This window comes from Larkinella ripae, from assembly GCF_054780775.1.
Window position 1 is genome coordinate 48,197 of the sequence record NZ_BAAGVR010000030.1, and the last position, 24,753, is coordinate 72,949.

22 protein-coding genes are annotated in these 24,753 nt (G+C 53.9%); 11 read left to right on the forward strand and 11 right to left on the reverse strand.

What is annotated here, in order from left to right; all coding sequences use genetic code 11:
• The first annotated feature begins 53 nt into the window (after positions 1-53).
• The 6 genes from ACYVHX_RS26655 to ACYVHX_RS26680 all read left to right on the forward strand — a co-directional run bounded on the left by ACYVHX_RS26655 (position 54) and on the right by ACYVHX_RS26680 (position 9,622).
• Positions 54-3,146, forward strand: a complete 3,093-nt coding sequence (locus tag ACYVHX_RS26655; RefSeq protein ID WP_460674758.1) for a SusC/RagA family TonB-linked outer membrane protein — start codon at positions 54-56, stop codon at positions 3,144-3,146.
• Positions 3,147-3,179: 33 nt separating this feature from the next.
• Positions 3,180-4,955: a RagB/SusD family nutrient uptake outer membrane protein gene (locus ACYVHX_RS26660; RefSeq protein WP_460674759.1), complete on the forward strand. Its 1,776-nt coding sequence runs from the start codon at positions 3,180-3,182 to the stop codon at positions 4,953-4,955.
• A 166-nt stretch (positions 4,956-5,121) separates the two neighbouring features.
• On the forward strand, positions 5,122-6,045 hold the full coding sequence (locus ACYVHX_RS26665; RefSeq protein WP_460674760.1) for a sugar phosphate isomerase/epimerase family protein: 924 nt from the start codon (positions 5,122-5,124) through the stop codon (positions 6,043-6,045).
• Positions 6,046-6,148: 103 nt separating this feature from the next.
• Positions 6,149-6,892: a 3-keto-disaccharide hydrolase gene (locus ACYVHX_RS26670; RefSeq protein WP_460674761.1), complete on the forward strand. Its 744-nt coding sequence runs from the start codon at positions 6,149-6,151 to the stop codon at positions 6,890-6,892.
• 248 nt (positions 6,893-7,140) lie between these two features.
• Positions 7,141-8,487 (forward strand): Gfo/Idh/MocA family protein, encoded by a 1,347-nt coding sequence (locus ACYVHX_RS26675; RefSeq protein WP_460674762.1) that lies wholly within the window; start codon positions 7,141-7,143, stop codon positions 8,485-8,487.
• Positions 8,488-8,605: 118 nt separating this feature from the next.
• Positions 8,606-9,622, forward strand: a complete 1,017-nt coding sequence (locus ACYVHX_RS26680) for a DUF6807 domain-containing protein (protein WP_460674763.1) — start codon at positions 8,606-8,608, stop codon at positions 9,620-9,622.
• Positions 9,623-9,719: 97 nt separating this feature from the next.
• Here the strand turns inward: ACYVHX_RS26680 and ACYVHX_RS26685 are convergent, their stop codons facing one another.
• Positions 9,720-10,121, reverse strand: coding sequence for a hypothetical protein (locus ACYVHX_RS26685; RefSeq protein ID WP_460674764.1), 402 nt, complete (start codon positions 10,119-10,121; stop codon positions 9,720-9,722).
• A gap of 182 nt (positions 10,122-10,303) precedes the next feature.
• Between ACYVHX_RS26685 and ACYVHX_RS26690 the strand changes: the two genes are divergently transcribed.
• The gene (locus tag ACYVHX_RS26690) at positions 10,304-10,996 is read left to right on the forward strand and encodes a type 1 glutamine amidotransferase domain-containing protein (RefSeq protein WP_460674765.1); all 693 of its coding nucleotides are present in this window, start codon (positions 10,304-10,306) and stop codon (positions 10,994-10,996) included.
• 14 nt (positions 10,997-11,010) lie between these two features.
• Here the strand turns inward: ACYVHX_RS26690 and ACYVHX_RS26695 are convergent, their stop codons facing one another.
• Positions 11,011-11,778 (reverse strand): tyrosine-protein phosphatase, encoded by a 768-nt coding sequence (locus tag ACYVHX_RS26695; protein ID WP_460674766.1) that lies wholly within the window; start codon positions 11,776-11,778, stop codon positions 11,011-11,013.
• 179 nt (positions 11,779-11,957) lie between these two features.
• Positions 11,958-12,503, reverse strand: coding sequence for a dTDP-4-dehydrorhamnose 3,5-epimerase (gene rfbC, locus ACYVHX_RS26700; protein ID WP_460675069.1), 546 nt, complete (start codon positions 12,501-12,503; stop codon positions 11,958-11,960).
• A 128-nt stretch (positions 12,504-12,631) separates the two neighbouring features.
• On the opposite strand from rfbC, the gene pyrF reads away from it, so the two are divergent.
• Both pyrF and ACYVHX_RS26710 read left to right on the forward strand, forming a co-directional pair.
• On the forward strand, positions 12,632-13,462 hold the full coding sequence (pyrF, locus tag ACYVHX_RS26705) for an orotidine-5'-phosphate decarboxylase (protein ID WP_460674767.1): 831 nt from the start codon (positions 12,632-12,634) through the stop codon (positions 13,460-13,462).
• 137 nt (positions 13,463-13,599) lie between these two features.
• On the forward strand, positions 13,600-14,877 hold the full coding sequence (locus tag ACYVHX_RS26710) for a DUF2851 family protein (protein ID WP_460674768.1): 1,278 nt from the start codon (positions 13,600-13,602) through the stop codon (positions 14,875-14,877).
• Positions 14,878-14,941: 64 nt separating this feature from the next.
• On the opposite strand, the gene ACYVHX_RS26715 is transcribed toward ACYVHX_RS26710, so the two are convergent.
• The 4 genes from ACYVHX_RS26715 to ACYVHX_RS26730 form a co-directional block, all read right to left on the reverse strand.
• A complete protein-coding gene (locus ACYVHX_RS26715; protein WP_460674769.1) occupies positions 14,942-15,751 on the reverse strand; it encodes a YciE/YciF ferroxidase family protein in 810 nt (269 codons plus the stop codon).
• A 183-nt stretch (positions 15,752-15,934) separates the two neighbouring features.
• On the reverse strand, positions 15,935-16,138 hold the full coding sequence (locus ACYVHX_RS26720; RefSeq protein ID WP_460674770.1) for a hypothetical protein: 204 nt from the start codon (positions 16,136-16,138) through the stop codon (positions 15,935-15,937).
• A 39-nt stretch (positions 16,139-16,177) separates the two neighbouring features.
• A complete protein-coding gene (locus tag ACYVHX_RS26725; RefSeq protein WP_460674771.1) occupies positions 16,178-17,689 on the reverse strand; it encodes a CCA tRNA nucleotidyltransferase in 1,512 nt (503 codons plus the stop codon).
• A gap of 56 nt (positions 17,690-17,745) precedes the next feature.
• Positions 17,746-18,264 carry an L-threonylcarbamoyladenylate synthase gene (locus ACYVHX_RS26730; protein ID WP_460674772.1) on the reverse strand — a complete coding sequence of 173 codons (519 nt, stop codon included), beginning with the start codon at positions 18,262-18,264 and terminating at the stop codon, positions 17,746-17,748.
• Positions 18,265-18,386: 122 nt separating this feature from the next.
• Here ACYVHX_RS26730 and ACYVHX_RS26735 point away from each other — a divergent pair, with 122 nt between their 5' ends.
• On the forward strand, positions 18,387-19,976 hold the full coding sequence (locus ACYVHX_RS26735) for a glycoside hydrolase family 140 protein (protein ID WP_460674773.1): 1,590 nt from the start codon (positions 18,387-18,389) through the stop codon (positions 19,974-19,976).
• Positions 19,977-20,020: 44 nt separating this feature from the next.
• On the forward strand, positions 20,021-20,248 hold the full coding sequence (locus tag ACYVHX_RS26740; protein WP_460674774.1) for a DUF2905 domain-containing protein: 228 nt from the start codon (positions 20,021-20,023) through the stop codon (positions 20,246-20,248).
• On the opposite strand, the gene ACYVHX_RS26745 is transcribed toward ACYVHX_RS26740, so the two are convergent.
• From ACYVHX_RS26745 to ACYVHX_RS26760, 4 genes are all read right to left on the reverse strand, one after another.
• Positions 20,214-21,830 (reverse strand): hypothetical protein, encoded by a 1,617-nt coding sequence (locus tag ACYVHX_RS26745; RefSeq protein ID WP_460674775.1) that lies wholly within the window; start codon positions 21,828-21,830, stop codon positions 20,214-20,216. The genes ACYVHX_RS26740 and ACYVHX_RS26745 overlap by 35 nt on opposite strands.
• Before the next feature lie 68 nt (positions 21,831-21,898).
• Entirely contained in the window at positions 21,899-23,113 is a 1,215-nt protein-coding gene (locus tag ACYVHX_RS26750) for a hypothetical protein (RefSeq protein WP_460674776.1), read from the reverse strand.
• The gene (locus tag ACYVHX_RS26755; protein ID WP_460674777.1) at positions 23,094-23,750 is read right to left on the reverse strand and encodes an RNA polymerase sigma factor; all 657 of its coding nucleotides are present in this window, start codon (positions 23,748-23,750) and stop codon (positions 23,094-23,096) included. The genes ACYVHX_RS26750 and ACYVHX_RS26755 overlap by 20 nt, the downstream gene beginning before the upstream one ends.
• Positions 23,692-24,753, reverse strand: a complete 1,062-nt coding sequence (locus ACYVHX_RS26760; RefSeq protein ID WP_460674778.1) for a hypothetical protein — start codon at positions 24,751-24,753, stop codon at positions 23,692-23,694. Before ACYVHX_RS26760 ends, ACYVHX_RS26755 begins: the two co-directional genes overlap by 59 nt.

The window sequence follows — 24,753 nt, forward strand, 5'->3', positions numbered from 1 at the left end:
TTTCACAATTAATCTCTAATCATTTAAAATTTAACCAACCAATCTCTACATGTATGAAATGCAAAATTACCATCTCTCATCTTCCCCGCTTCAACCGATCTAAGCTGGCGATTCGTCTGGGGGCTTGTGGCCTGGCGGGTCTCCTGGCCGGCAGCCCATTCGCTCAGGCTGCCAACGACGGCGGAATTGCGCTGAACAGCCTGAAAACCAACGCAACAACCGACCCTGCCCTTCAGGAACGGACCATTTCGGGTCAGGTGCTGACCTCGGAAGATAACACCCCATTGCCGGGGGTAAACGTAGCCGTCAAAGGATCAACCCGGGGGACAACTTCCGATGCGGAAGGCAAGTTTCGGCTGGCGATTCCGGACAACAACGCGGTGCTGGTTTTTTCATCGGTCGGATTTATAACCCAGGAAGTGACGGCCGGCGCCCAATCAAGCTTCAATATCAAGCTGGCCGTTGACCAGCGGACGCTGAACGAAGTGGTGGTTGTGGGGTACGGTACGCAGAAGAAGAGCCAGTTAACGGGGGCTATCTCGTCGATTGGTTCTAAAGAAATTGCCGAATTGCCCATTACCAACGCCCGTCAGGCACTGCAAGGACGCGCGGCCGGGGTTGACGTGGTACAGAACAGCAGCAAACCGGGTGCTGGCCCGGTTGTCCGGATTCGGGGCCGCCGGTCGATCAACGCGTCGAATGATCCCCTGTATGTGGTTGACGGCATTCCGTTGGCCGGTGGTATCGACGACATCAACCCCTACGACATTGCTTCGATGGAAGTCCTGAAAGATGCCTCCGCAACGGCCATCTACGGATCACGGGGTTCCAACGGGGTCGTGCTGATCACCACCAAGCGCGGTAAACCCGGTAAAACGGTCGTTAGTTATGATGGTTACTACGGTTTTTCAGACCGGCTGGGCAATATCGATGTGTTCACCGGGGCCGAATTTGCCGAATACAAGCGGGAGTCACGCCGGGCGGTCAATGCCTACACCACGGATGAAAAACTCTTTGAACCGATTGAATTAGACGGAATTAAAAATAACCGCTCGACGGATTACCAGTCCTACCTGATGCAACAGGGAAAAATCCAGAGCCACCAGATTGGCGTGCAGGGTGGCAATGAAAAAACGCAGTTTGCGATTTCCGGTAACTTCTTCAAGGACGTCGGCGTTGTCAAAAACCAGGATTTTAGCCGCTACACGTTCCGGATCAATCTGGACCATCAGATCAGTCCGAAGGTTAAAGTGGGGATTTCGACACTGGGAGTCTACAGCACCCGGAACGGGGAAAACTTCAACCCGCTGGGGGGCGCGTATGCCGAAAATCCGCTGGGAAAACCGTATGACGACAACGGCAACCTCATCTTTCTGCCAACTTCCGACGGCCTGCGCACAAACCCGATTGCCGAGGTCATCCCGGGGGCGCAAATTGATTTGACCAAACGGATGCGGATTTTCAACAGCGTCTACGGGGAATGGAACATCATCGAGGGCTTGAAATACCGGGTCAATTTCGGGCCGGACCTGACCAACCGGCGCATCGGGCGGTTTGTGGGCAGCCAGACCAACTCCCGCCGGGGTGCCGATCCGACGGCGTTTTCCTTCAACGAATACCAGTTTAACTGGACGCTGGAAAACATCCTGACGTACAACAAGCAGTTCAATCAGATTCATAACCTGAACGTGACGGCGCTGCACTCGGTCCAGAAAGACGACTACGAAACCAACACCATCAGCGTAACGGGGGTGCCCGCCGAAACGCAGGAGTTTTACAACCTGGGTCAGGCATCGCTGATCAACTCGGTTGGCTCGAACGTGCGCCGGTGGGTCCTGAACTCCTACATGGGTCGGGTTAACTACGATTACAAGGAAAAATACCTGCTGACGCTGACGGCCCGCTACGATGGTTCGTCGCGGTTTGGCGAAAACACCAAATACGGTTTTTTCCCGTCAGCGGCTGTTGGCTGGAACCTCAGCAATGAGACGTTCCTGAAATCGGTTCGCTGGATCGATCAGCTGAAACTGCGGGCCAGCTACGGTTCCATCGGTAGTACGGCTATTGACCCGTATCAGACGCAGGCGCAGCTGAACCGGTCGGCCTACGCTTTTGGTTCGGTGGGCGCGTTTGGGTACTGGCCTTTCACGATCGGGAACCCCGATTTGAAGTGGGAATCGACCACCAACAGCAACGTTGGGTTGGATTTCAGCCTGTTTAGCGGCCGGGTCTCCGGTTCGCTGGAATATTACCGGGCCGACACGCGCGACCTGTTGCTGTTCGACCAGTTGCCGTTGACGAGCGGTTTTGAGCGCGTACTCCGGAACGTCGGGAAAACCCGCAACCAGGGCGTGGAGCTAACGCTGTCGACGGTCAACGTCGATGCCCCCGGTGGCTTCCGCTGGACGACCGACTTCCAGGTAACCCGCAACCGCGAATCGATTCTGGAATTGTTTAACGGGAAAGTGGATGACGTGGGGAACTCCCGGTTTATCGGCCAGCCGCTGACCGCCTATTTCGATTACAAGAAAATTGGTATCTGGCAGTCGAACGAAGCCGAGCAGGCTAAAAAGTACCAAAGCGCCGTCGGACAGATCAAAATTCAGGATACAAACAACGACGGGAAAATCGACCCGGCCGACCGCGTTATTCTCGGATCGCAGGTGCCTAAATTCAGTCTGGGTCTGACCAACCGGTTTGAATACAAAGGGTTTGATTTGTCGTTCTTCGTGTTTGCCCGGGTCGGTTATATGTTCCGCAGTATTTTCCACCAGGATTTCCTGACGCTGGCGGGCCGGTATAACAGCCTCGATGTGGATTACTGGTCTGCCAACAACCCGACCAATGAGTTTCCGCAGCCGAACCAGAACCAGGAGTTTCCGCCTTACCGCTCAACCCTGCTGTATTTTGACGGAACCTTCGTGAAAATCCGGAACATCAACTTCGGGTACAACGTCCCGGCCAAACTGACCGATAAACTGGGCATTGGCTCGTTGCGGGTGTTTGCCAGCATTCAGCAACCGTTTATTTTCTCGGAGTACCGGACCAAATACAAAGGGGTCGACAGCGAAACGGACGGCGATGTGAATGCTGATCAGTCACCGGCGGTCCGCCAAACCACTTTTGGTCTCAACCTGAAATTCTAAGCGGGATTTATCTGATAAAACATGAAATATCCAATGAAAACATATTTTTTGTCGGGCAACAGAGCGGCTACTCGTCCAACTGCGACACGCTCCCTGACCCATTCCCTGATTCGCTCGTTCACGCATTCCGTGTTGGTGGTGGGTGCGCTGCTGCTCAGCACAACGGGCTGTAAAGACCTGCTGGAAGAAGTTCCGATTTCGCAGGTAGGAAGCCAGTATGTCAATTCGGCGAACGGTTTTGAAGCGGTGGTAAAAGCCGCCTATTCATCCCTGCGGGAATATTACGGCCGCGAAGATGCCATGACCCTCACGGTTTTTGGTACCGATACGTACACGATGGGATCGGATGGCAGTTTTAAATTTGTCAACCAGTATACCTCCCAGATCGACGGGCGGTTGGGCGTTACCAACAACATCTGGAACGCGTTTTACAAAGCCATCAACACCATCAACGTGGCGCTGGATGCGGCTCCAACCATCACCGGCCTGGACGAGACCATCAAAAAACGCCGGATTTCGGAGCTGAAATTCCTGCGGGCGCACCATTATTTTATTCTGGTGCAGATGTTCGGCCCGGTTTCGCTACTGACCACCGGCAACCTGGTTCCGACCAAGGAGTTTACCCGGGCACCGGTTAAAGACGTGTATGCGCAGATTCTGACGGATCTGGAAAGTTCACTGACCGATCTGACGCCCCCGACGACGGATTATGGCCGGGTGACCAAGGGGGCCGCCGAACACTTGCTGGCCAAAGTTTATCTGACCAAAGGAACCGACAAGGACGCCATGGCGGCTGATGACTTTGCCAAAGCGGCTACCTACGCCCAGAATGTCATTAAAAACTACAGCTACAGCCTGTTGCCCGACTTTGCCAGTGTGTTTGTGCAGGGTGGCGGTGAAGTCAACAGCGAAGTGATTTTCTCGACGCAGTATACGTCCGAGCCCATCACGAACATCGGTTCCGGTTTCAACAGCACCACCACCAACACGGTGACCATCAACGGAAACCAGACGCACCTGTACTTCGTCATGGAATACGACAATCAGGCCGGTATGCAGCGCGATGTCGTGAATGGACGCCCTTTCCGGCGGTTTATGCCGACGCCTTATTTGCTGAATACGGTATTTGCCGAGAAAAACCGTTCCATTGATTCCCGCTACAAAAAGACCTTCAAGGACACCTGGTATTCGAACAACCCGGGCAAAACCACGCCTATTTTCGATACCTCGAAATCGTCGCTGAAGTTTGTTGCGGGCGACACGGCCATCTTCATTCCGGGGTACGAAATGCCGCTGGCCGAACGGGCGAAACGGCGTTATCAGGTTTTGGTGCCGAGTTTATACAAGCCCAATTTGTTTCCGAACCTGCAAAAGTTCATGGATGCCCTGCGCCCCGACCGGACGTATGAAGCCGGAAGCCGTGATTTTATCATGTTCCGACTGGCCGAAACCCACCTGATTGCGGCTGAAGCGCTGATTAAGCAGGGAAAAGCTGCGGATGCCGTACCGTTTATCAATGCCGTTCGTCGCCGGGCCGCCTGGGCGGGCAAACAGGCTGAGATGGAAATTACGGCGGCTCAGGCCACGATGGACTTTATCATGGAGGAACGGGAGCGGGAGCTGGCGGGCGAAATGCACCGCTGGTTTGACCTGAAACGCTGGGGAAATCTGGTGGAGCGCGTCAAAGCGTACAACGCCGATGGGGCTCCGAACGTGAAGGAGTTCCATAACCTGCGCCCGATTCCGCAGGATCAGATCGACCGTACGGCGGGCGGAAACACCAAGTACCCCCAAAATCCCGGTTACTAAAAAACCGCTTTTCAAATCAATCCCAGTCCCCAAACGCAGAATGGCGTTTGGGGACTGCTTGTTTAAGGCGGGCTGAGTAGATTCAAAGCGGTTTTTGCTTCCTGTTTCAGATTCTGTTACCCCTTCCAATCACTTTCACTTTTCCGGTACCAGAATCTTTTTTCTTATGCAGAATACCGTTAACAGACGCCAGTTCCTCGCCACCGCCGGTTTGTCGGCCCTTGTTCTGGGCACCCAGGCCGATCTGCTGGCCAAAACCGCTAAAAAATCAGGGCTGAAAATCGGCTATTCCGGCATTACCTGGGGCGGCAAAGACGAGCAGGCCATTAAAGACCTTTCCTCGCTGGGTTATAAAGGCATTCAGCTGCGGGCCAATACATTCGCTCCCTACAAAGCGAAACCGTCGGAACTGAAAGCCATGCTTGACCAGCACCGCATCAAGCTGGCGATGTTTTCGAGCGGGAACGTGGACGTCGATCCGGCGAAATTCCAGAGCACGGTGGATATGCACGTAGCGCACGCCAGCTTTGTGAAGGCGCTGGGCGGTTCGGCCTTCCAGATGACCAACAGTCTGCGGAAAGGCGGTCAGGCTCCGACGACGGACGAGCTGAAAAAACTGGCGCAGGTCATGAACGAAATTGGCAAGCAGACCGCCGACATGGGCGTTCAGGCGACCTACCACAACCACATGAACCAATGGGGGGAAACGCCGGAAGAGGTGGACGTGCTGGTGCAGGAAATGAACCCCAAATACGTCAAATTGCTGCTGGATATTGCGCACTACAAGCAGGGCGGGGGCGACCCGGCCAAGGCGGTTTTGCAATACAAAGACGTGCTGCACGCGCTGCACCTGAAGGACACCAAAAGTCCGCTGCCCGAAAAACCGGATAACCCGAAAGCCTACAAATTTGTGGAACTGGGCCAGGGCAACGTGGATGTTCCGGCGGTTTTTGCGGCTTTGGATAAGATCAATTTCAAAGGCTGGGGCGTGGTGGAACTGGATGGTGTTCCCGATCCAAACAAAACGCCCCTGCAATGCGCCCAGATCAACAAAGACTACATCACCAAAACGCTCAATTTTCCACTTTAACCCTCCGCTCTAACTCTGTTTTCTCCGCTTAGCGCTGCGAAATAGCTTTAAAATTGTTTTGCGGAGTTAAGCAGAGAAAACAGAGCTGAGCGGAGCAACGATTATGAAAACAGTATTGATAGCAGCCGTCGCATTGATTGGCTTGATGGCGGCCGAAAAACCGCAGGCACCGAATACGCTGACGGCCAAAGAAAAAAAGGAAGGCTGGCAACTGCTGTTCGACGGCAAAACGTCCAAGGGCTGGCGGGGTGCCTACAAAGACAAGTTTCCCGAGAAAGGCTGGCTGATCGAAGACGGAACGCTGAGCATCACAAAATCGGATGGCTCGGAATCAACGAATTACGGCGATATTGTCACCGATGGCGAGTACGGCGATTTTGACCTGATGTTCGAGTTCCGGCTGACCGAGGGCGCCAATAGCGGGCTGAAATATTTTGTGGTCGAGCACCAGCCCAAGCCGTCGGGATCGGCTTACGGCCTGGAGTATCAGGTGCTGGACGATGACAAGCACCCGGATGCCAAAATGGGCCGGGATGGAAACCGGACGGCGGGCTCGCTCTACGACCTGATTCCGGCGAAAGACAAAAAAGTCAACCCAATCGGCGAATGGAATCAGGCCCGGATCGTGTCCAAAGGCAGCCACGTCGAGCATTGGCTGAACGGCAAAAAAGTGGTTGAGTACGAACGCGGCAGTGAGGCATTCCGGAATCTGGTGGCCCAAAGCAAATACAAATCGGCTTCGTATAACGCCCACGGTCGGTTTGGTGAAGCGCCCAAAGGCCACGTTCTGTTGCAGGACCACGGCGATAAGGTTTCCTTCCGGAATATGAAAATCCGGCCTTTGTAAGGGATACGGTTTTTGGTATTCGGTTTACGGTTTTTGCCTTCGCGATTCGTTATTCGACAGTCATTATTCGATATATTGAATTTATAAATACCGAATATTGACTAATGACTAGCGAATGATAAACACTGAAAACCGTAAACCGACAATCGTAAACCGTAAATCAGTAGACTTTCCCCAAATAAGTCTTTCATTAATAGTCTCTTGGCAACAATCTGACATTTTAATATAACCACTAAACGACATACCGCATGGAAAATCGTCGCGACTTTATAAAGAAATCTGCCCTGGCCGGGCTGGGAATGAGCTTTTCGGCCGCCAGCTACGCCCGCATCCTGGGTTCTGCCGACCGCGTTCGGGTCGGTATTGTCGGTTTTTCGGATCGTTTCCGGGGAGCCCTGGCCCCCAGTTTTGCTACCCACTCGAAAGAACTCAATTTTGAGTTTGTGGCCGTCTCCGACATCTGGAGCCGTCGGCGCGATGAAGCCGAAGCGCACCTGAAAAAAAATGGCTGGATCAGCGACAACTTTGTTAAATGCCGCAACAACGACGAACTGTACGACCGCAAGGACGTCGACGCCGTCATCATCAGTACGGCCGATTTCCAGCACGCGCTGCATTGTGCCGAAGCGGTGGAGGCAGGTCGGGATGTGTACGTGGAAAAACCGTTTGCTGAATCGCTGGAAGATGCCCGTAAGGCCCTGAAAGCCGTTGAGAAAACGAAAAAAATCGTACAGGTCGGGTCCCAGCGCCGGAGCACTCCGAACTACTGGGCCGCCAATGAATACATCAAATCCGGAAAATTCGGGGACATTGCCATGGTTGAAATGACCTGGAACGTCAACCAGCCGGGACGCTGGCGCCGGGCTAAACTGGTTTCCGAAATCAAGAAAGAGGAAACCGACTGGAAACGGTATTTGATGAACCGCCCGATGGTGGAATGGGATCCGCGTAAGTATCTGGAATTCCGTCTGTTCTATCCCTATTCTTCCGGAATCCCGGGTCAGTGGATGTCCCACCAGATTGATACCGTGCACTGGTTCAGCGGCTACGAACACCCACGCAGTGTCGTGGCTAACGGCGGCATTTACGTTTGGAAAGACGGCCGGGTTAACCCGGATACATTCACGGCGGTTTTTGATTACGGCCCGGACGACGACAAGAGCAAAGGATTCCAGGTGCTGTATAGCTCGCGGATGACCAACGAAGCGGGCGGAACCAAGGAGTTGTACTACTCGAACGGGGGTATGATTAACCTGGATACCAACAAGATCTCGCATGAAGGCGGTTTGGAAGCCAGAGCTGCGGCTGAAATGGGCATGAAACCCAATCTGCTGGCCGAGCAGTCGCTGGCAACTACCGGCGAGAAGCAGATAACGTCGGCCAATACCGGTGCGGACCCGATGACATCGCGGCACATGCGCAACTGGATGGAGTGCGTTCGCAGCCGGAAAGAGCCCAACGCACCCGCCAGAGCGGGTTACAACCACTCGGTGGCCAGCATCATGTCAACCATTGCCTACCAGACCGGTGAGCGGGTTACCTACGATAACGGCAAACAGGAAATCCTGGCCGGCGGTAAAATGGTGAAAGTCTAATGTTGATTGCATGTTGACAGGAACGCGGATTAGCGGATTGAACCGATTTTAAACAGAGTTACCAGTTTTAATCGGGTTCATGCGTTTAATCCGCGTTCCCTATATACCTACCTGACATATGAAAAAACTAACTCTCTGCTTGTGCCTGCTGGCTTCTTCGGTGATGGCGCAGAAGCAACGCGTTCAATTGACGAACAACGAAGCGCAGAAGCGCGTGGAGGTGACCATCGATGGCAAACCGTTTACGGCCTATATTTATCCGGGTCCGGATGTGTTGAAAAAACCGGTGCTGTATCCGATCCGGACGGCGGGCGGCAATTTCATCACCCGGGGCTGGCCGATGGATCCGCGGCCCGGTGAGCGTGTCGATCACCCGCACCACGTGGGGATGTGGCTCAATTACGGGGATGTGAACGGCCATGATTTCTGGAATAATTCCAACGATGTGAAAGGACACGGCGGTCCGTTTGGCACCATTGTTCACACCGCCGTCAAATCATTGAAGAGCGGAGGAGACAAGGGCGAACTGGTGGTGACGGCCGACTGGCTCGACAAAGACGGAAAACCGATGTTGCAGGAAACCACCACCTTCGTGTTCAGCGGAACGCCCAAAGAACGCACCATCGACCGGACGACAACCCTGAAAGCAGTAGGCAAAGACGTTACGTTTAAAGACAATAAGGAAGGCATGGTGGCAATTCGGCTGGCACGCCAACTGGAACACCCGTCCAACAAACCGGAAATGTTCACGGACGCCAGCGGAGTAGCGACTAAAGTAGCCCAGATGGACAATTCCGGCGTAACCGGGAAGTACAAGAGCAGCGAAGGGGTGGAAGGCGAGAAAGTCTGGGGAACCCGCGCCAAATGGATGAACCTGACCGGTGTTATCAACGGCGAAAACGTTTCGGTGGCCATTCTGGACAACCCCAAAAATGTGGGTTATCCGACCTACTGGCACTCGCGCGGGTACGGTTTGTACGCGGCTAATCCGCTGGCTCCCAGTATCATGAGCGAAGGAAAAGACAAGGCTATGAACTACGTTCTGCCTGCTGGCAAGTCCGTTACGTTCCGGTACCAGGTGCTGATCACATCGGGCAATGTTTCGGATGAGGTGCTGAGTCAGAAAGCAAACTGATCGCTCAGCAGGTCCGGACCGCTGACGCAACTGAGAAATACGTGTTGAAGCCATCTGAAAATCAGATGGCTTTTTTAGTCTTTGCCGAGAAGGAAAGCTAGTTCAGATACAGACTGGATGCGGTTTTGTAGGAAAACCGGGTTTGTTTGGCGTGCATCCACGAGCGAAAAGCCGGACTTTTTCCTCCCATTTTACTAAGTTCATCATCAATCTGGCGGAGTAAAAAATTCAACTGGTGAACCATCAGCCACTGCCGTCTGACGTGCTGCTGGAAGTGGGTAGCGGAGGGAGTGGCGCAGGTTTCTTCCATCAACCGCCGGACCGTTGCCCGCAAGTGGTAATGAATCACCACCAGCCGGCCCGCCAGGGAATGATCCAGGGGGTGTTTTTCTAAAAAAGCGACGCCATCAGTGAGGAGTTTGCTTCGGCCTTGCAAATGCTGGGTTACAGTAATCCAGGCCTGATCAGCTTTGATCGACTCGTAGGACACGGTTTTCATAATAATAGGTTTTTTACAAGTTTTTATTACGGTTATCTCAAAAATAGAAAAATAATCCAAATAATATAATTGCATTACCTAAATTGAAAGAATTTTAATTGGCCGTTCGTGCCGCCATAATCCTTGACTTGTTGACGTGATTTTGCAGCTATTTACCCTTTGTTCCTCCCAATCCGCTTAGAATGAACTCATCCGTCCGTGCATTAATCGTCTGCACCAATCATACCAATTTCAAATCCAAGCCGGAGAAAACCGGGCTTTGGTTGAGCGAGGCAACGCATTTTTACGATGAATTGTCAGACAAGAACCTGCCTTACGATATCGTTAGTCCAAAGGGCGGAGCGATTCCAATCGATGCGCGGAGTTTGAAACAGAAAGACAACACGAACGATAAATGGTACCACAATCCGGAGTTTCGGAATAAGCTGGAAAATTCCCGTAAACCGGAAGAGGTCAACCCGGAGGATTATCAGCTCATTTATTTTACGGGGGGACACGGCACGCTCTGGGATTTTCCGGACAACGAACGGTTGCAGTACCTAACGCGGCAGCTATACGAAAGGGGCGGGATGGTGGCGGCTGTTTGTCACGGCGTCAGTGGTTTGCTGAACGTGCGGTTATCAGACGGCAGTTTGCTGATTGAAAACCGGCAGATAACGGGCTTTGCCAACCTCGAAGAGAAACTGCTGGGCCTGACCGGCGAAGTGCCATTTTTACTGGAAGACGAGCTGCGGAAACGCAAAGCCCAGTACCGGAAAAGTATTATTCCTTTTCTGCCGTTCATCGAAGTGGATGAACGGTTGGTAACTGGCCAAAACCCCCTCTCGGCCCGAAAAGTAGGCAAAAAAGTGATGGAGGAACTGTTTGAAAAATAGGGGAAACGCAGGAGTTACAAGAGCGAATTATTCAGCAAACCGCTTTCAAGGACTTTCTGATAGTAAGGCAGTTTGCGGGCCTGGTGGATGGCTGGTAACTGCGTTTCGTGGTAAATATCGGTTCCGACAAAAGTAACCAGCCGTTGGTCAATCATCCATTCGGCCAGATTCCGGGCTTCGCGGGAGGGCTGACCCGACAGGGAAAGTAGATTCAATTGAAACTTAACGCCCTGATAATGAAGCTCACGAACGGTTTCCGGCGCTTTTTGTAAATAAATATATTGTTCAGGGTGGGCCATCACCGGCACCAGGTTTCGCTGCTGAATGGCCGTGATTACCTTATCCAGTTCAAACGGTCGTTTTACGAGGCTGGTGTCGAAAAGCAGATACCGTTCGGTGGTCGCCTGGCCAAATGTCAACACCTCGGCATTGGAGTAGAGAAGCCGGAGCAGGTTAATGTCAACAAAGTATTCGGCGGCAACCTCAACCTCGATGTTAATCTTGGTTTTTTGCAATTCGTATTTCAACAGGGATGCGGCCGCAAAAATACTGTCGGTGGTGTTGTGGTAAAAACCGTCCATGATGTGCAGGGTGGCAATTACCTTCCGAATGCCCAGGGCCGCTAACTCGCGAAGCAGACTGATGCTGTGTTCGACCGAATCGGTTCCGTCCTGATTTCCAGGCAACAATTGAGCGTGGACGTCGACCCGAAGGTCCGTCGTGGTGGCCGGGTCAGGTTTTGTATTTTTTGTGTTGGTGCGGATCAGAAAACCAAAAGCCATTGCTCTGTTTACCTAAGAAGTTACGATGGCTGAGTGCCGGGCTCAAATTTGGCATGGCTTACTCACGTGTCATGGATTGGATGACATGAATCGTGCCAGAATGGCCCGTCCTGATCGTAATGTAGTAAACGGAGGGATGCCGGAAAAGCCGGGTTTAACGGACTGTCACGGCCGCAGGTTTACACGACCGACTGGGGGTACAAATCGCGAAAACCGGCAAGCTGCTGATCTTTGTCAGACACAATCGGGTCTGAAATACCCCAGTCGATGTTCAGATCCGGGTCGTTCCAGATGATCCCTGATTCGCAGGACTTATTGTAAAGATTCGTGCATTTGTAACTGAAAATACTGTCTTCCAGGGCGACAAAACCGTGGGCAAATCCCTCCGGAATGTAGGCCATATTGCTACTTTCCGAATCCAGGATAAAGGCTTCGTATTTACCGAACGTGGGAGATCCCTCCCGCAGGTCAACGGCAATGTCCATCACTTTTCCGGTAATCACCCGCACCAATTTTCCCTGGGCAAACGGTTCTTTCTGGAAGTGCAATCCGCGCAATACGCCTTTTACCGAAAAGGACTGATTATCCTGCACAAAATGGGTAGGTAATCCCAACGTGCTGAAAGACTGTTGATTGTAAGTTTCCAGAAAACTGCCACGGGAATCTTTAAATGTCTGAGGGCGTAGTTCGATCAGCCCTTCGATCGACGTCTTGATGACCTGCATGAAAAACGAATTGAGCATTTAAAACCGGTTTGTCCGGCATCTGGCAACAAATTTAGGAAACTCTATCTACTTCCAGTAATTTTGGGGCGCACCTTTTTTACAGCCCCTCAATTCCCCGTAGGTAAGCCATGACAGCTAACGAGTTGTATCGCACTATTTTAGCAAAAAAATCCTATTTATGCGTTGGTCTGGATACCGATATTCGCCGAATACCGGCATACCTCCGGCGCGAGTCGGACCCGGTTGCGGTATTTAACCGACAAATCATTGACGCTACGGCAGAATTTGCGGTTGCCTACAAACCCAACATTGCTTTCTACGAAGCGCAGGGGCCACGGGGCTGGGAGAGTCTGCAAAAAACACTGGAATATATTCCTAGGGACTGTTTTACCATTGCCGACGCCAAACGGGGCGACATCGGTAACACGTCCGGTTTATACGCCCGAACATTTTTTGATCCGGCTTCGTCGGGGCTGGATTTCGATGCCGTGACGGTGGCTCCTTACATGGGCCGGGATTCGGTCGAACCCTTTCTCGAATTCGCGGATAAGTGGGTGATTTTGCTGGCCTTAACCTCCAATGCCGGCAGTGCCGACTTCCAGCAGCTGCCCGTTCAGGCCGAAAAACTCTACGAAACCGTGATCCGGACCTCGCAAACCTGGGCCGGAGCGGATCGGATGATGTACGTAGTAGGGGCCACGCAGGCGCAGGAAATTGCGCACATCCGAACCCTGATTCCCGATCATTTTCTGCTTGTTCCGGGTGTGGGCGCGCAGGGAGGGAGTCTGGCCGACGTTTCGCGGGCTGGACTGAACAGCCAGTGCGGTTTACTGGTCAACGCATCGCGCAGCATTCTCTACGCATCCGACGGCGCCGATTTCGCCCAAAAAGCGGCCGAGGAAGCCCGGGCGTTGCAGCAGGAAATGGCAACCTTTCTGGCGTCAAGAGCGACGAGCTAAGGAGTAAAAGTGCTGGGTTGAGGAGAGGGCAGCGAAGAATTTTGGGGTAAAGTGTGACTTTCTAGCCGGTTTCACTTCAAACTCATATCCGCGCGGGCGGCTCCGTCTTGACTCATCACCCCTAATTTGCAACTCCTTTGACTGAGGATTTTCTTTATTTTATCTGGCAGTTTCAGTATTACCGGCATACCGACCTGCGGACGGTCGAAGGCGAGGAACTTCGGATTGTTCATCCGGGATTCCGAAATCCAAACGCGGGTCCGGATTTTACCCAGGCCCGGCTGATCGTCGGAAATGTTGAATGGGTCGGAACCGTGGAAGCCCACGTTCGGGCCGCCGATTGGCTGATTCACCGCCATCAGTACGACCGGGCGTACGACAACGTAATTCTGCACATTGTCTGGGAGAAAGAACCCATCGAATTAAAACGCTCGGATGGCTCAGTCATTCCCACTTTGTGTCTGGGCGAGCGGGTTGATCGAACCTTGTTGCAGCGGTATCAGACGTTGCTGGCTGAGTCGGGCGCCATTCCGTGTGCCGGTCGAATTGCGGCAGTAGAACCCGTGCGCCGAATGGCCATGTTTGATAAAACCTTACTCCAGCGCCTGGAACGAAAAGCCGCTGGCGTGATGGCCCTGTTTCATGCAACCGGACAGGATTGGGAAGAAACCAGCTATCAGTTACTGGCCGCGGCTTTTGGGTTTCAGGTCAATGCCGATCCGTTTGGCCAGCTAAGCCGCCAGATTCCGCTGAAAATTCTGCTAAAACACCGCGACAATCGCCTGCAACTGGAAGCCCTGCTGTTCGGAATGGCGGGTTTGCTGGACAGTGAAAAACCGGATGACTACGAAACCACTTTGCAGCGGGAATACCGGTTTTTGTCGCTGAAATACCAGCTTGCATCCAAACAAATGCCGGCCTATTCCTGGAAATGGGCCAAACTTCGCCCGGCAGGCTTTCCGACGCTCCGACTGGCGCAGTTTGCCACCTTGTTGACTTTTAAAGGCAGTCTGTTTTCGGTCTGGATGGAAACCGATGAGAGCGCAAGCCTGCTCCGGTATCTACAGGTGACGCCTTCCGATTACTGGCAAAATCACTACCGGTTTGGTAAAACCTCGGAGAAGGGGCTGGCTACGCTGGGCCAGATTGCCGCCGAGAACCTGATCATCAACGCGATTGCGCCTTTGCTCGTTGCGTATTCGCAGCACAAAGATCAGCCGGAATACCGTGACCGGGCGGTTTCGCTGCTGGAACAACTACCCGCCGAAAATAACCGCATCAGCCGAATCTGGCAGCAGTTGAAGGTTCCCATCCGAACGGCTTTTGACTCGCAGGCATCCATTGAGTTATACAACAACTTTTGCCAGAAAAAACAATGCCTCTCGTGTCAGATTGGTGTCAGTCTGTTGAAATAAAAGCAAAAAACCGGGGCACCCCGAATGATTCGAGCTGCCCCGGTTTTCTTAAGATGGGTTGCGGTTAGATACCGCTGGGTCCGCCCGCCGTTGGGTCAGACGTGCCCCGGTAGGGATTGCTGCTGGACGCCGGACGATCCGTGTCCGTATCCCAATCGCGGTTCGCACGGTTGGCTTCATTATTCCGCCAGGTATCAGCGCCGACATTTTCTTCCGTGCCGGTGCCGGTTACACCCGAGTAGCTGCTGCCGGTCTGGCCATAATTGCCATCATTGACAGTGTCCCGCACCTGAGTCCGGATACCGTCGCGATCGGTATCATCGTCGCTGTCGGATTCCATTTTGGCCCGCTCATTGATAAACGATTCCGCAATTTCGGTCAATTTTTTGTCGGTGTTTTTTTCTTCCTGCAAGCTTTCGTCAATCAACTGGGCGGCCTCATGGTAGCCCAGCAGTCTCGCCAGTGAATGCAGGGAGCCGTATGCCGCAATCTCGTGGTGTTCAACCTTTTGGCCGGCAATAATCAAGCCCGCGTCGCGGGTCAGTGAACCCGCATCCGTCGCGCCAATGACAACTTCGCCATCGTCGATCAGCCCATCGACGGCGTTACAGGTTTTTTCGTCGGCTTCCACATCGAGGTGTTGGAAGATCTGCTCAATCCGACGAATCTGATTTTGTGTTTCGGCTAGGTGCTGGGTAAAACCATCCCGTACCACGTCGGTAGTGGCCGCAGCGGCCATGTCGGGTAGGGCTTCGGCGATTTGTTTTTCGGCATAATACATGCCTTTCAATTCGCTGATAAACAATTCACGCAGTGATGTGTCCGTGTCCTTCGTGCCAAAAAAATTCGCTAACTGATCCGTGAACGATGCCATACTAGTAAGTGATTAATGGGTTGATACTAAGTTGTACTCGCCATTAGCCAAATCCTGTACCAGATCGTAACTAATTGAAAATTAGCAGTATATTAGTTGGTTGCTGTAGATGAAACGCCCCAGTCCGGGGTGGCGTGTCCTCGTAGAGTTAAAGGCACTGACTGAAAAGAGCTTCTGACGCGGCTACGAATTATTGATCAGACTAACGCCCGATCCCAGGAAGACCAGCCCGACAATGAAGGGAGCGAGTGATTCCCATTTGGTGATGCTCATGCCCAAAACCGGTTTGGCGTCGGACAGAAAGCCCACGCAGGCAAACAGGATGACGATGATGCCCAGAATGGTCAGGGTTGCGCCAAAAAAGCGCCGGAAATTGTTCTTATCCATTTTCGTTTGAATGAAATTAGTAGTGATTTGGTGACCGGTTCAGGGGGTGTTCTCCGGTGGAGCTGCACGGTCTTTGCGGCTAACGCTCAAGTCTTTAACCGGTTCCAGACCCATTTTTCGGCCTTCTTCGACCATGAACGGAATGGCGGTTTCGAGCGTATTGACCACGGTTCCTTCCAGAATGGCTTCCCGAACGGCCATTTTAATTTGCCCAACCTCCTTCGACGGTTTTAATCCAAAGGCTTCCATGATCAGTTCGCCCGTAATAACAGGCTGAAAATTACGGAGTTTATCCCGTTCGTCAAGCTCGCGCAGCTTCCGTTCAACTTTATCGAAATTGGCCAGGTGTTTCTTGACCCGGTCGTAGTTTTTCGAGGTAATATCGGCCCGGCATAGATTCATCAGCGCTTCCAGGTCGTCGCCCGCTTCGATCAGCAGCCGCCGGAGCGCCGAATCGGTAATCTGCTCTTTCACCAGCGCAATGGGCCGCAGATGCAGGCGAACCAGCTTTTTGACAAACCGCATTTTTTCGTTCAGCGGCAATTTCATCTGTCGAAAAAGACCCGGAACCTGTTTAGCGCCCAGGTCTTCGTGCCCGTGAAACGTCCAGCCGACCCGCGGATCGAAACGTTTGGTGGCCGGTTTGGCAATGTCGTGCAGCAAAGCCGCCCACCGCAGCCAGAGATCATCGGAGCGTTCGGCCACGTTGTCGAGCACTTGCAGTGTATGGTAAAAGTTGTCCTTATGTCCCTTGCCTTCAATCGTTTCCACGCCTTTCAGAGCCACCAGTTCCGGGAAAATCAGGTCCAGCAAACCGGCGTGGTAGAGCAATTTAAACCCGTAGGACGGTTTGGCAGAAAGAATGATTTTGTTCAATTCATCCGTAATCCGTTCCCGGGAAACAATCGCCAGCCGGTCTTTCATGTCGACAATGGCGTTGAAGGTATCCGGCTCAATATCAAAGCCCAACTGCGACGCAAACCGGATGGCGCGCATCATGCGAAGCGGATCGTCGGAGAAGGTGATGGCGGGGTCGAGTGGGGTCCGGATGCTTTTCCGGCGCAGATCGTCCAGCCCGCCGAACGGATCGAGAACCTGGCCGAAATCGCCTTTGTTCAGGCTGATGCCCATCGCATTGATCGTAAAGTCCCGGCGGTTTTGATCGTCTTCGAGCGTACCGTCTTCCACAATCGGTTTCCGGGATTCCGAACGGTACGATTCCTTGCGGGCGCCCACAAACTCCACCTCCCAGCGATCCGGCGCATCGGCGGTTTCGGACGCTTCGTCCGGTTGCGAAGCAGAACCGGAGCGCAGCATGGCGGTTCCGAAATTTTTGAAAACAATGACCGGCACCTTCAAATCCCGGCCAACGGCTTCGGCCAGGTCGATTCCACTGCCAATGCACACAATATCAATGTCCTTCGACGGACGCTTTAAAATTAAATCCCGGACAAAACCACCGATGACGTAGGCGCGGACGTCCAGCGCAGCCGCCTGTCGGGCGATCACTTCGAAAATGGGATTGGTATGTAAGGTCTCAGCAAAGTTCATAGAACAAACGAATAATGAATCTTGCCACGGACGGTCGGTGACGGCGGGCAGGTTCATTATTTTCTTAAAAAAGCGACTTCTCCTTTCGGGCCCAGCTCCATAATCCGGGGCAGTTGGATTTTTGCGGGCAGTTCGCCCCACGAAACCGGCGGTTTTGCCAGGCCAACCGGCCATTCGGCTCCTTCAAACGGCAACGTCAACAGGCCACGTCCGAAAGCACCAAGGAGTTTCCGGACCGATTCGCTCAACGTTTTGCGGACCGGAACCTGCGCCCGGAACGCATCGGGCAGGTTAACGCCGTTGTTCAACAAAACCGTCAAGGGATTTTCGGCAAAGTCGATCAAATCCCAGGCCACGTCCGGCACCGGCCGGACATAAAGGTTCAACTGGCCACTGTCGGTAATCAGGATGGTGGGGAGCGGAGCCGGTACGAGGTCTTTCCGAACATCCAGTAGATGCTGAACGGCTTCCTGATGGCCGGGATCGCAGGCCAGTGAAACCCCGGTTTCGTCGGCCAGCCGGATGAGTCTTCCCTGCCGGAGTTCGGCAACGATATCGCGCGGAGTTGGTGTCATAACAAGTATAAGCCGCAAAAATACGGCAAGTTTTTGGAATGCTGTTTGAATTATAAGTAAACCGTCTTAGATTTCATTTAAATGTTCGTCAGTACGGTATTTAATTTTTTACAATGCATTTCGTGAGTAATCGAAGGGCCGGTGGGCTAAAAAGGCTTGTAGTCAAGGTAGGAGAGCCGATTGCAAATCGGCAACGGGGTCGTGCGGAATTTCAACGGGGTCGCCCGGCGTTCCCGTACAGCGAACGTCCGGATACGCCCGCCCGACCCAATCTGTTTCGGAGCACCCGGCGCTCCCGTTTGAATCCGGTTTTTATCATTGGGATTATTTGCCTGCTTTTTTCTGCTTTTGCTCAGGCCCAGAAAACGGCTCCAGTCTCTAAAGAAGCCGTTGCGCTCTCCAAATTGTACATCATTCCCGACAAGCGCTACATCATGCGGGGCGACGGAAAACCGTTTTTCTGGCTGGGCGACACGGCCTGGGAATTGTTTCACCGGCTAAACCGCGAAGAAGCGGATCTGTACCTCAAAAACCGGGCGGGCAAAGGCTTTACGGTGATTCAGGCCGTGATTCTGGCTGAACTCGACGGCCTGACCCAGCCCAATCCGTATGGGCAGCTTCCACTGGTCAACAGCGACCCGGCGAAGCCGAACGAAGCGTACTTTCAACACGTCGACTGGGTGATCAACCGGGCCGCGGAACTGGGGTTGGTGGTTGGATTGCTCCCGACCTGGGGGGATAAATTCAATAAAAAATGGGGGAAAGGCCCGGAGATTTTCAACACGGCCAATGCCCGCACCTTCGGCGAATTCGTGGGAAAACGGTACCGCGGAAAACCGGTGATCTGGATTTTGGGCGGTGATCGAAACCCGGAAGGGGAGCAGCGTCTGGCAATTGTCCGGGCGATGGCTGAAGGCATCAAAAAAGGGGATGGCGGCACGAAACTGATGACGTATCATCCGCAGGGGGATAGTAACTCTGCCGGTTTTTTCCATAGCGACAAATGGTTGAACATCAACCTCTTTCAGTCAGGGCATAGCGCCAGGAATAAAAAGAATTACGTGATTCAGCGGCAGAATTACGCCATGTTTCCCCCCAAACCGACGCTGGATGGCGAGCCCCGGTACGAAGATCACCCCGTTGCGCACAAACCGGAACAAGGCTATTTTGATGATTTCGACGTTCGGCAGGCCGCCTGGTGGGCGATGCTGTCGGGAGGATGCGGGCATACCTACGGGAATCACAACATCTGGCAGTTTTTTGATGTTGACCGCAATCCGGCGATTTCTTCGGCCCGTACGCACTGGAAACGGGCACTCGACCATTCCGGGGCGGCTCAGATGGGCCTGCTGCGCCGGTTGTACGAATCACATCCGTGGACGCGCCTGATGCCCGACGAGCGGCTGATTCAAAGCCCGAATCCCGACGATGGCGCTCATCAGGTGGCTGCCATTTCGGAAGACGACAACTTTCTGTTTGCCTACACGCCCAACGGCAGCCCGCTGAAAATCGACTTGCTGCGACTCACCGCAGCGCCTAAAATTCTGGCGTACTGGTATAACCCCCGCGACGGAAAAAGCCAGAAAATCGGTGAGTTTCCGAATACCGGCCCGCAGGAATTCAAACCGCCCATCGCCGGCCCCACCACCGACTGGGTGCTGGTGCTCGACGATGCCAAGGCACCGTTTGCCGGTTTCGGGTTAAAGAAATAGGAATTTACCGGGCACGGTTTTTTCGGCCGCTGCGTTTGAAGGGTATGCACACTGGCATTGGAAAATACCTGATCGGAATTGGCGCGGTGGTTCTGCTGGCCGGCATCGTCGTTTATTTCTTTGGCGATAAACTCAACTGGCTCGGTCGGTTGCCGGGCGACATTCGCGTTGAAGGGAAAAACGGCGGTTTTTACTTTCCAGTCGTGACGTGCATCGTGGTCAGCCTGCTGCTGAACCTCATCGTTGTTTTGATCCGGAAGTTTTTCGGGTAGCTTTATCGGGTGTTTCGGACCGGCTCGACGGGTTGTCGGTGGCTTCGGCCAGGTTGCAGGTGACCTTGTTGATGTAAAAGACTTCGCGCGGGGGAGCCAGGGAGCGTTCGGTGGAGATTTTCTGAAAACCGCAGGCCAGAAAATGCCCGTCGTACCAGGCTTCCAGCTGATCGTTTTCGGAATACACCACTTTTTCGTTTTCCTTTAGCTGTTTCAGCGAATACTTTTCCCGTTCCCGCACCACCTTGCCGCCCTCGATCACTTCGGAATGCAGTTCGCCGTCGTGCGGATAGGCCAGCACCGTGGCATTGCCGTAGCGCGATACCTGGACCATCTGGTGCAGATCATAACTGGTCAGGTCGGGAATGGAAAGCGAATTGTCCCACAGCAATTTGCCTTTTTTATCAAAACCGCACAGAAAGGCGTGGGTGTAGCGGTACCCTTCCTGGGAGCGGTCGAACGAGCGGTTGCTGCCCATATACGGATAGGAACTGCCCCGGTATTGCGGATAGTACACTTCCGCCAGCAGCATCAGTCCTTCGTCGGTCGGCACCAGATCGTGCACCAGCAGCCGGTACCGGAATTTGGTGTCTTTCCCCTGGTCTTTGCGCCGGGCCAGCCGCTCCAGCAACTTCTGCTGACGCTTGGGCTTCATGTAGTTGAAAAAATTCTGAAGTTCCGAAAAGTCGATGTAGCGGGTGTCTTCCGTGGGCGTGATGGCCATGTTGTTACCGGCCGGGGTCTCGCCGGAAATAGCCGCCGAATTGCGAATCCGGGTGATGTAAACGCCCTGCGAATAGGGCGTACAGTCGTTGGAATAATTCCCGACCAGCAACGATTCTTCGTCGTTCAGGGGCAGCAGCTTGCCCGAAATCAGGCTGTGTTCGTTGCCGTCCAGATTAACCGTTCGCAGCAGCTTGCCCTCGTACGAATAGGTGCGAACCGTAAACTCGCAATTGCGCTGGTGGGTAGCGTCGGTCATCACGTGCACCAGCCGCCGTTGTTCGTCCACCTCGATGTTGTTGAGCTGGATGTGGTTGGTGTACAAACCGGGTAACACCTTGGACGTCAGATCGAAAAACGAGAAGGAAACCACCACCGGCCGGGAGCGGTAATAACCGCCGAGGTAGGCGATGTTGTCCAGCACCTTGAAATGGAAAATGTCCATCTGCGTCACCAGGTCGCCTTTGTAGGTTTCCATGGCTCCATCGTTCAGGTTCAGCCGCAGCACCGTAATCTTTTCGTTGGAGTTTTCTTTCATCAGCCAATACAGGTAATGTTCGGTACGGCAGGAGCGGATGGGTTCGTAGTAGGAATCTATTTTGTATTCGGCCGACCAGAGCAGTTTAAGGTCGGTATCGTAGCGTTTAAACGAAAATTTGGTGGGAGCCGACGAATAATAATCGCCGTGCCGGACGTTGACCAGCACGCCCCGTTCGCCGAGGGTTGTCACATCGAAGGATTCATCCGCGTTCTGGTTGGTAGGCAGTTCCAGCCGGACGGAAGGCTCAAATTGAGCAAACGCGGGAAGGCAGGCCACCAGCACCCAACTCAACAGTCCGATTGTGAGACGTTTGATCATCAGCATTTTTTTAATACTGATTAAAGGTACACAATCCCCCGAGATTGTGCAAAACGGAATCGGTGAACTTACCACCAGAACACCCCCAAAAACCGCTGTGGCCGATGATGGAAACAGCTCAGGACAAACCGGTTTTTTCCGCGATGAAACCGATAATAGCGGTTTTCGATCCGTAGCCAGGTCGATGAGTTGAGATTCGCCGGATCAAGGTCGTCTTCCAGCGTGTGCAGTGAGCCGTTGGTCTGCCGCGCAATGGTGTAATAATCGGGGTGAAAAGCCTGCGTAGTGTCCCAATCGCGGCCGCAGAGAATCACATGCACCGGTTTCTGAACCTGGGCCAGCAAGGCCATGTCTTTCACGGGATTGTCCATGTCGGCCACCAGAATCAGGTGTTGCGCGTTCGGGAAGGCTTTCTGCGCGAACAGCAGCGCTTCAATGTCATTCTCGGCTTCGTTGGCATTGTTGGCGGTGTTTCGGGCGGCTTCGAGCAGAACCGGCAGCGCCCGGCCGGGGTCACGCTCGGTGGAGACAAACATCTGGCCGGCGGGTCCGCCCGCTTGCGTTTCGCGCCCCAGACTGTCACAGTCGGTAAACAGCACCAGGCCCCGGAGTGCCGGATTTCTGGCGTTCTTTTTCATCCAGGCAAAAAGCTGCGTGCTGTACGGATACATGCTGGAAGTAAAATCGCAGACCAGCACGGCATTGGTCCAGCGACGGCTGTTGCGGGTGAGCGTCTGGTGCGACGTGGAATCCGGCCCGAACCGCCCGCTCAGCATCTGCTGCCGGATGGCGATTTCGTCCGGCGGTGCAATCGGAACGGCAACCGGAGCCGGTTCCTTTCCTGGTTTGGCAAGCCATTGAACGGACCGGACCGGGATGGGATGAAGCGGAAAAGCCGCATCGGAAGGCGATCCGACCGTGGGCAGGCGGTTTTGATCAATTGGCAGGAAGGCCGGTTTTTGACGCTGGGCAGTAGACGAAACCGCCTTCGGCTGGTCGGCGGAAACCGGGTCTTGCAACGGCTTGGGCGGGACTACCTTTGCGCGTTGGGGCTGGCGGACCGGCGGCAACACCAACCCGGTTTTTTCCAATGACGTAGTCCAGAGCCACCCCGCCACCAAACCGCAAAGCAGAAAAACCGCCAGTCCACCGATGCGCCATTGCCGCCGTCGGCGCAGGGCTTTTTGCAGGCGAACCCAGTCCGCCGGGTCGTAAGCGGGTCGGTACGGATCCAGGGTCTGACGAACCCAATCGTGCAGGAGTTTATCGCTTGGATCGCTCATGATAGTCGGTGGTTTGGGTGCCGAGTGCCAGCCGCAGCAGGCGGTTGGCTTCGCTCAGGTGCGCGCGGGAGGTGCTCTCGGCCAGGTTCAGTCGTTCGGAAATTTCGCGGTGCGAGTAACCCTCCAGCACATACAAACTAAACACCAGTCGGTAGGCAACCGGCAGCCGGTGCAGGGCCGCCAGAATGTGTTCGGCCGAAAGCTGGGCCAGAATGGCTTCGTCGTTCCGATACGGTTCTGCCAGTTCGTGGGCCACGGTTTCCGCCGAAATCTCCGGGCCCTTTTTCGCTTTTTTTCGGTGGGAATCAATGGCCGTATTGACCAGAATGCGCCGAAGCCAGGGCAGAACGGCTTCGGAATTGTTCAGTTCTTTCAGATTCCGGAAGGCTTTCAGAAATCCGTCGTTGAGCATTTCGCAGGCATCTTCGCGGTTGTCGGCATACGCCAGACAAACCGACAAAGCGTAGCCATAAAACCGCTCATAGAACGCTTTCTGGGCCGTTTCCTGTCCCCGTCGACAGCCCTCAATCAGGTCCGATAAATCGTGTGGTGTCAGATGCTCAGTCGGATTCGGGTGGTTACTGGCAATGGGTATAGGTGTACGATTCGGTGACGCTGGTTCGCTGCGGGAGCGCACCCGGCTGCAACTGCCGGATTTCGCCGGTCGCACTCGCCACCCAGCCCTGGGCGTTGACCTGCGGCCGGCTGATCGTTTCCGCGATATGCTGAACGGCGTTCGTCGGCAAATGGATGGCATACGGGTCGTAGTTTGTCAACACACCCGCCGAACCGAATTCCGGCTGCACCACCGGGTGTCCTTTGAAAACCGGAAGGGTGCTGGTGGCCGGTTTGGCATCGCTCCACGCCCGCGTGAAATAGTTCGCCAGCCTGCCGTTGACGTATTCTTCGGTTTTAACCAGCCGGTTCTGGCTGTCGTACGTGTTTTGCTGGCTATAGCCGCCGTTGATCACCATCTTCGTCACCAATCCATTCTGTAACGTCAGCGGGCGGTTTTCCGTACCTTCAATCTGCTCGGCATAATCGACCAGTTTTCCGTTTTGGTAGGTCCAGACCCGCTTTCCCGACCCGGTTCCAAGTGGTTTTTCGGGCGCATCGTCCGGCACGGTTTCGGCCGTCTGGGTTTCGGTCCTGGTGAGCAGATCGCCCTTTTCGGTGTAGGCAAAGACCACGGCGCGGTTGGTGACGACGCCATACGGGTTTTGATACCGGGTTTGGGAGCCGGTTAACCGCCCGTCGGTATAGGTGTAGGCGGTGGTGGACAGGCGTTGCAGCGTTTGGGGGGTGGTCGGGAGGCTATTCCGCTCCGACGTTTCGGTTTTTTCGGTGGTCAGAAATCCGTTGTTGTCGTAGGTATACGAATCCGTAACGGAATACACCTGGTTCCCGATTCCGGACGGGTAAGACAAATTCTGGACGTCCGTTTTTCGGGTCAGGTTGCCATCGGCATCGTACGAAAAGTTCGTTTCGTTGGTCTGCGTGGCGATAGCGGACTGGTAATTCAGCACGATTTTTTGGATCAGGCAGGCCGATTGCCGGGCCGCTTCGTTGGTTTGGCCGGGATCGCAGCCGCCCAGCAGCCAGCCGCCGATGATGAACAGAAAAAGATGATTCGGTTTCAT

Coding starts and splice junctions, on each gene's coding strand:
- ACYVHX_RS26655 (WP_460674758.1), top strand. CDS start 54: ATGAAATGCAAAATTACCATCTCTCATCTTCCCCGCTTCAACCGATCT.
- ACYVHX_RS26660 (WP_460674759.1), top strand. CDS start 3,180: ATGAAAACATATTTTTTGTCGGGCAACAGAGCGGCTACTCGTCCAACT.
- ACYVHX_RS26665 (WP_460674760.1), top strand. CDS start 5,122: ATGCAGAATACCGTTAACAGACGCCAGTTCCTCGCCACCGCCGGTTTG.
- ACYVHX_RS26670 (WP_460674761.1), top strand. CDS start 6,149: ATGAAAACAGTATTGATAGCAGCCGTCGCATTGATTGGCTTGATGGCG.
- ACYVHX_RS26675 (WP_460674762.1), top strand. CDS start 7,141: ATGGAAAATCGTCGCGACTTTATAAAGAAATCTGCCCTGGCCGGGCTG.
- ACYVHX_RS26680 (WP_460674763.1), top strand. CDS start 8,606: ATGAAAAAACTAACTCTCTGCTTGTGCCTGCTGGCTTCTTCGGTGATG.
- ACYVHX_RS26685 (WP_460674764.1), bottom strand. CDS start 10,121: ATGAAAACCGTGTCCTACGAGTCGATCAAAGCTGATCAGGCCTGGATT.
- ACYVHX_RS26690 (WP_460674765.1), top strand. CDS start 10,304: ATGAACTCATCCGTCCGTGCATTAATCGTCTGCACCAATCATACCAAT.
- ACYVHX_RS26695 (WP_460674766.1), bottom strand. CDS start 11,778: ATGGCTTTTGGTTTTCTGATCCGCACCAACACAAAAAATACAAAACCT.
- rfbC (WP_460675069.1), bottom strand. CDS start 12,503: ATGCAGGTCATCAAGACGTCGATCGAAGGGCTGATCGAACTACGCCCT.
- pyrF (WP_460674767.1), top strand. CDS start 12,632: ATGACAGCTAACGAGTTGTATCGCACTATTTTAGCAAAAAAATCCTAT.
- ACYVHX_RS26715 (WP_460674769.1), bottom strand. CDS start 15,751: ATGGCATCGTTCACGGATCAGTTAGCGAATTTTTTTGGCACGAAGGAC.
- ACYVHX_RS26720 (WP_460674770.1), bottom strand. CDS start 16,138: ATGGATAAGAACAATTTCCGGCGCTTTTTTGGCGCAACCCTGACCATT.
- ACYVHX_RS26725 (WP_460674771.1), bottom strand. CDS start 17,689: ATGAACTTTGCTGAGACCTTACATACCAATCCCATTTTCGAAGTGATC.
- ACYVHX_RS26730 (WP_460674772.1), bottom strand. CDS start 18,264: ATGACACCAACTCCGCGCGATATCGTTGCCGAACTCCGGCAGGGAAGA.
- ACYVHX_RS26740 (WP_460674774.1), top strand. CDS start 20,021: ATGCACACTGGCATTGGAAAATACCTGATCGGAATTGGCGCGGTGGTT.
- ACYVHX_RS26745 (WP_460674775.1), bottom strand. CDS start 21,830: ATGATCAAACGTCTCACAATCGGACTGTTGAGTTGGGTGCTGGTGGCC.
- ACYVHX_RS26750 (WP_460674776.1), bottom strand. CDS start 23,113: ATGAGCGATCCAAGCGATAAACTCCTGCACGATTGGGTTCGTCAGACC.
- ACYVHX_RS26760 (WP_460674778.1), bottom strand. CDS start 24,753: ATGAAACCGAATCATCTTTTTCTGTTCATCATCGGCGGCTGGCTGCTG.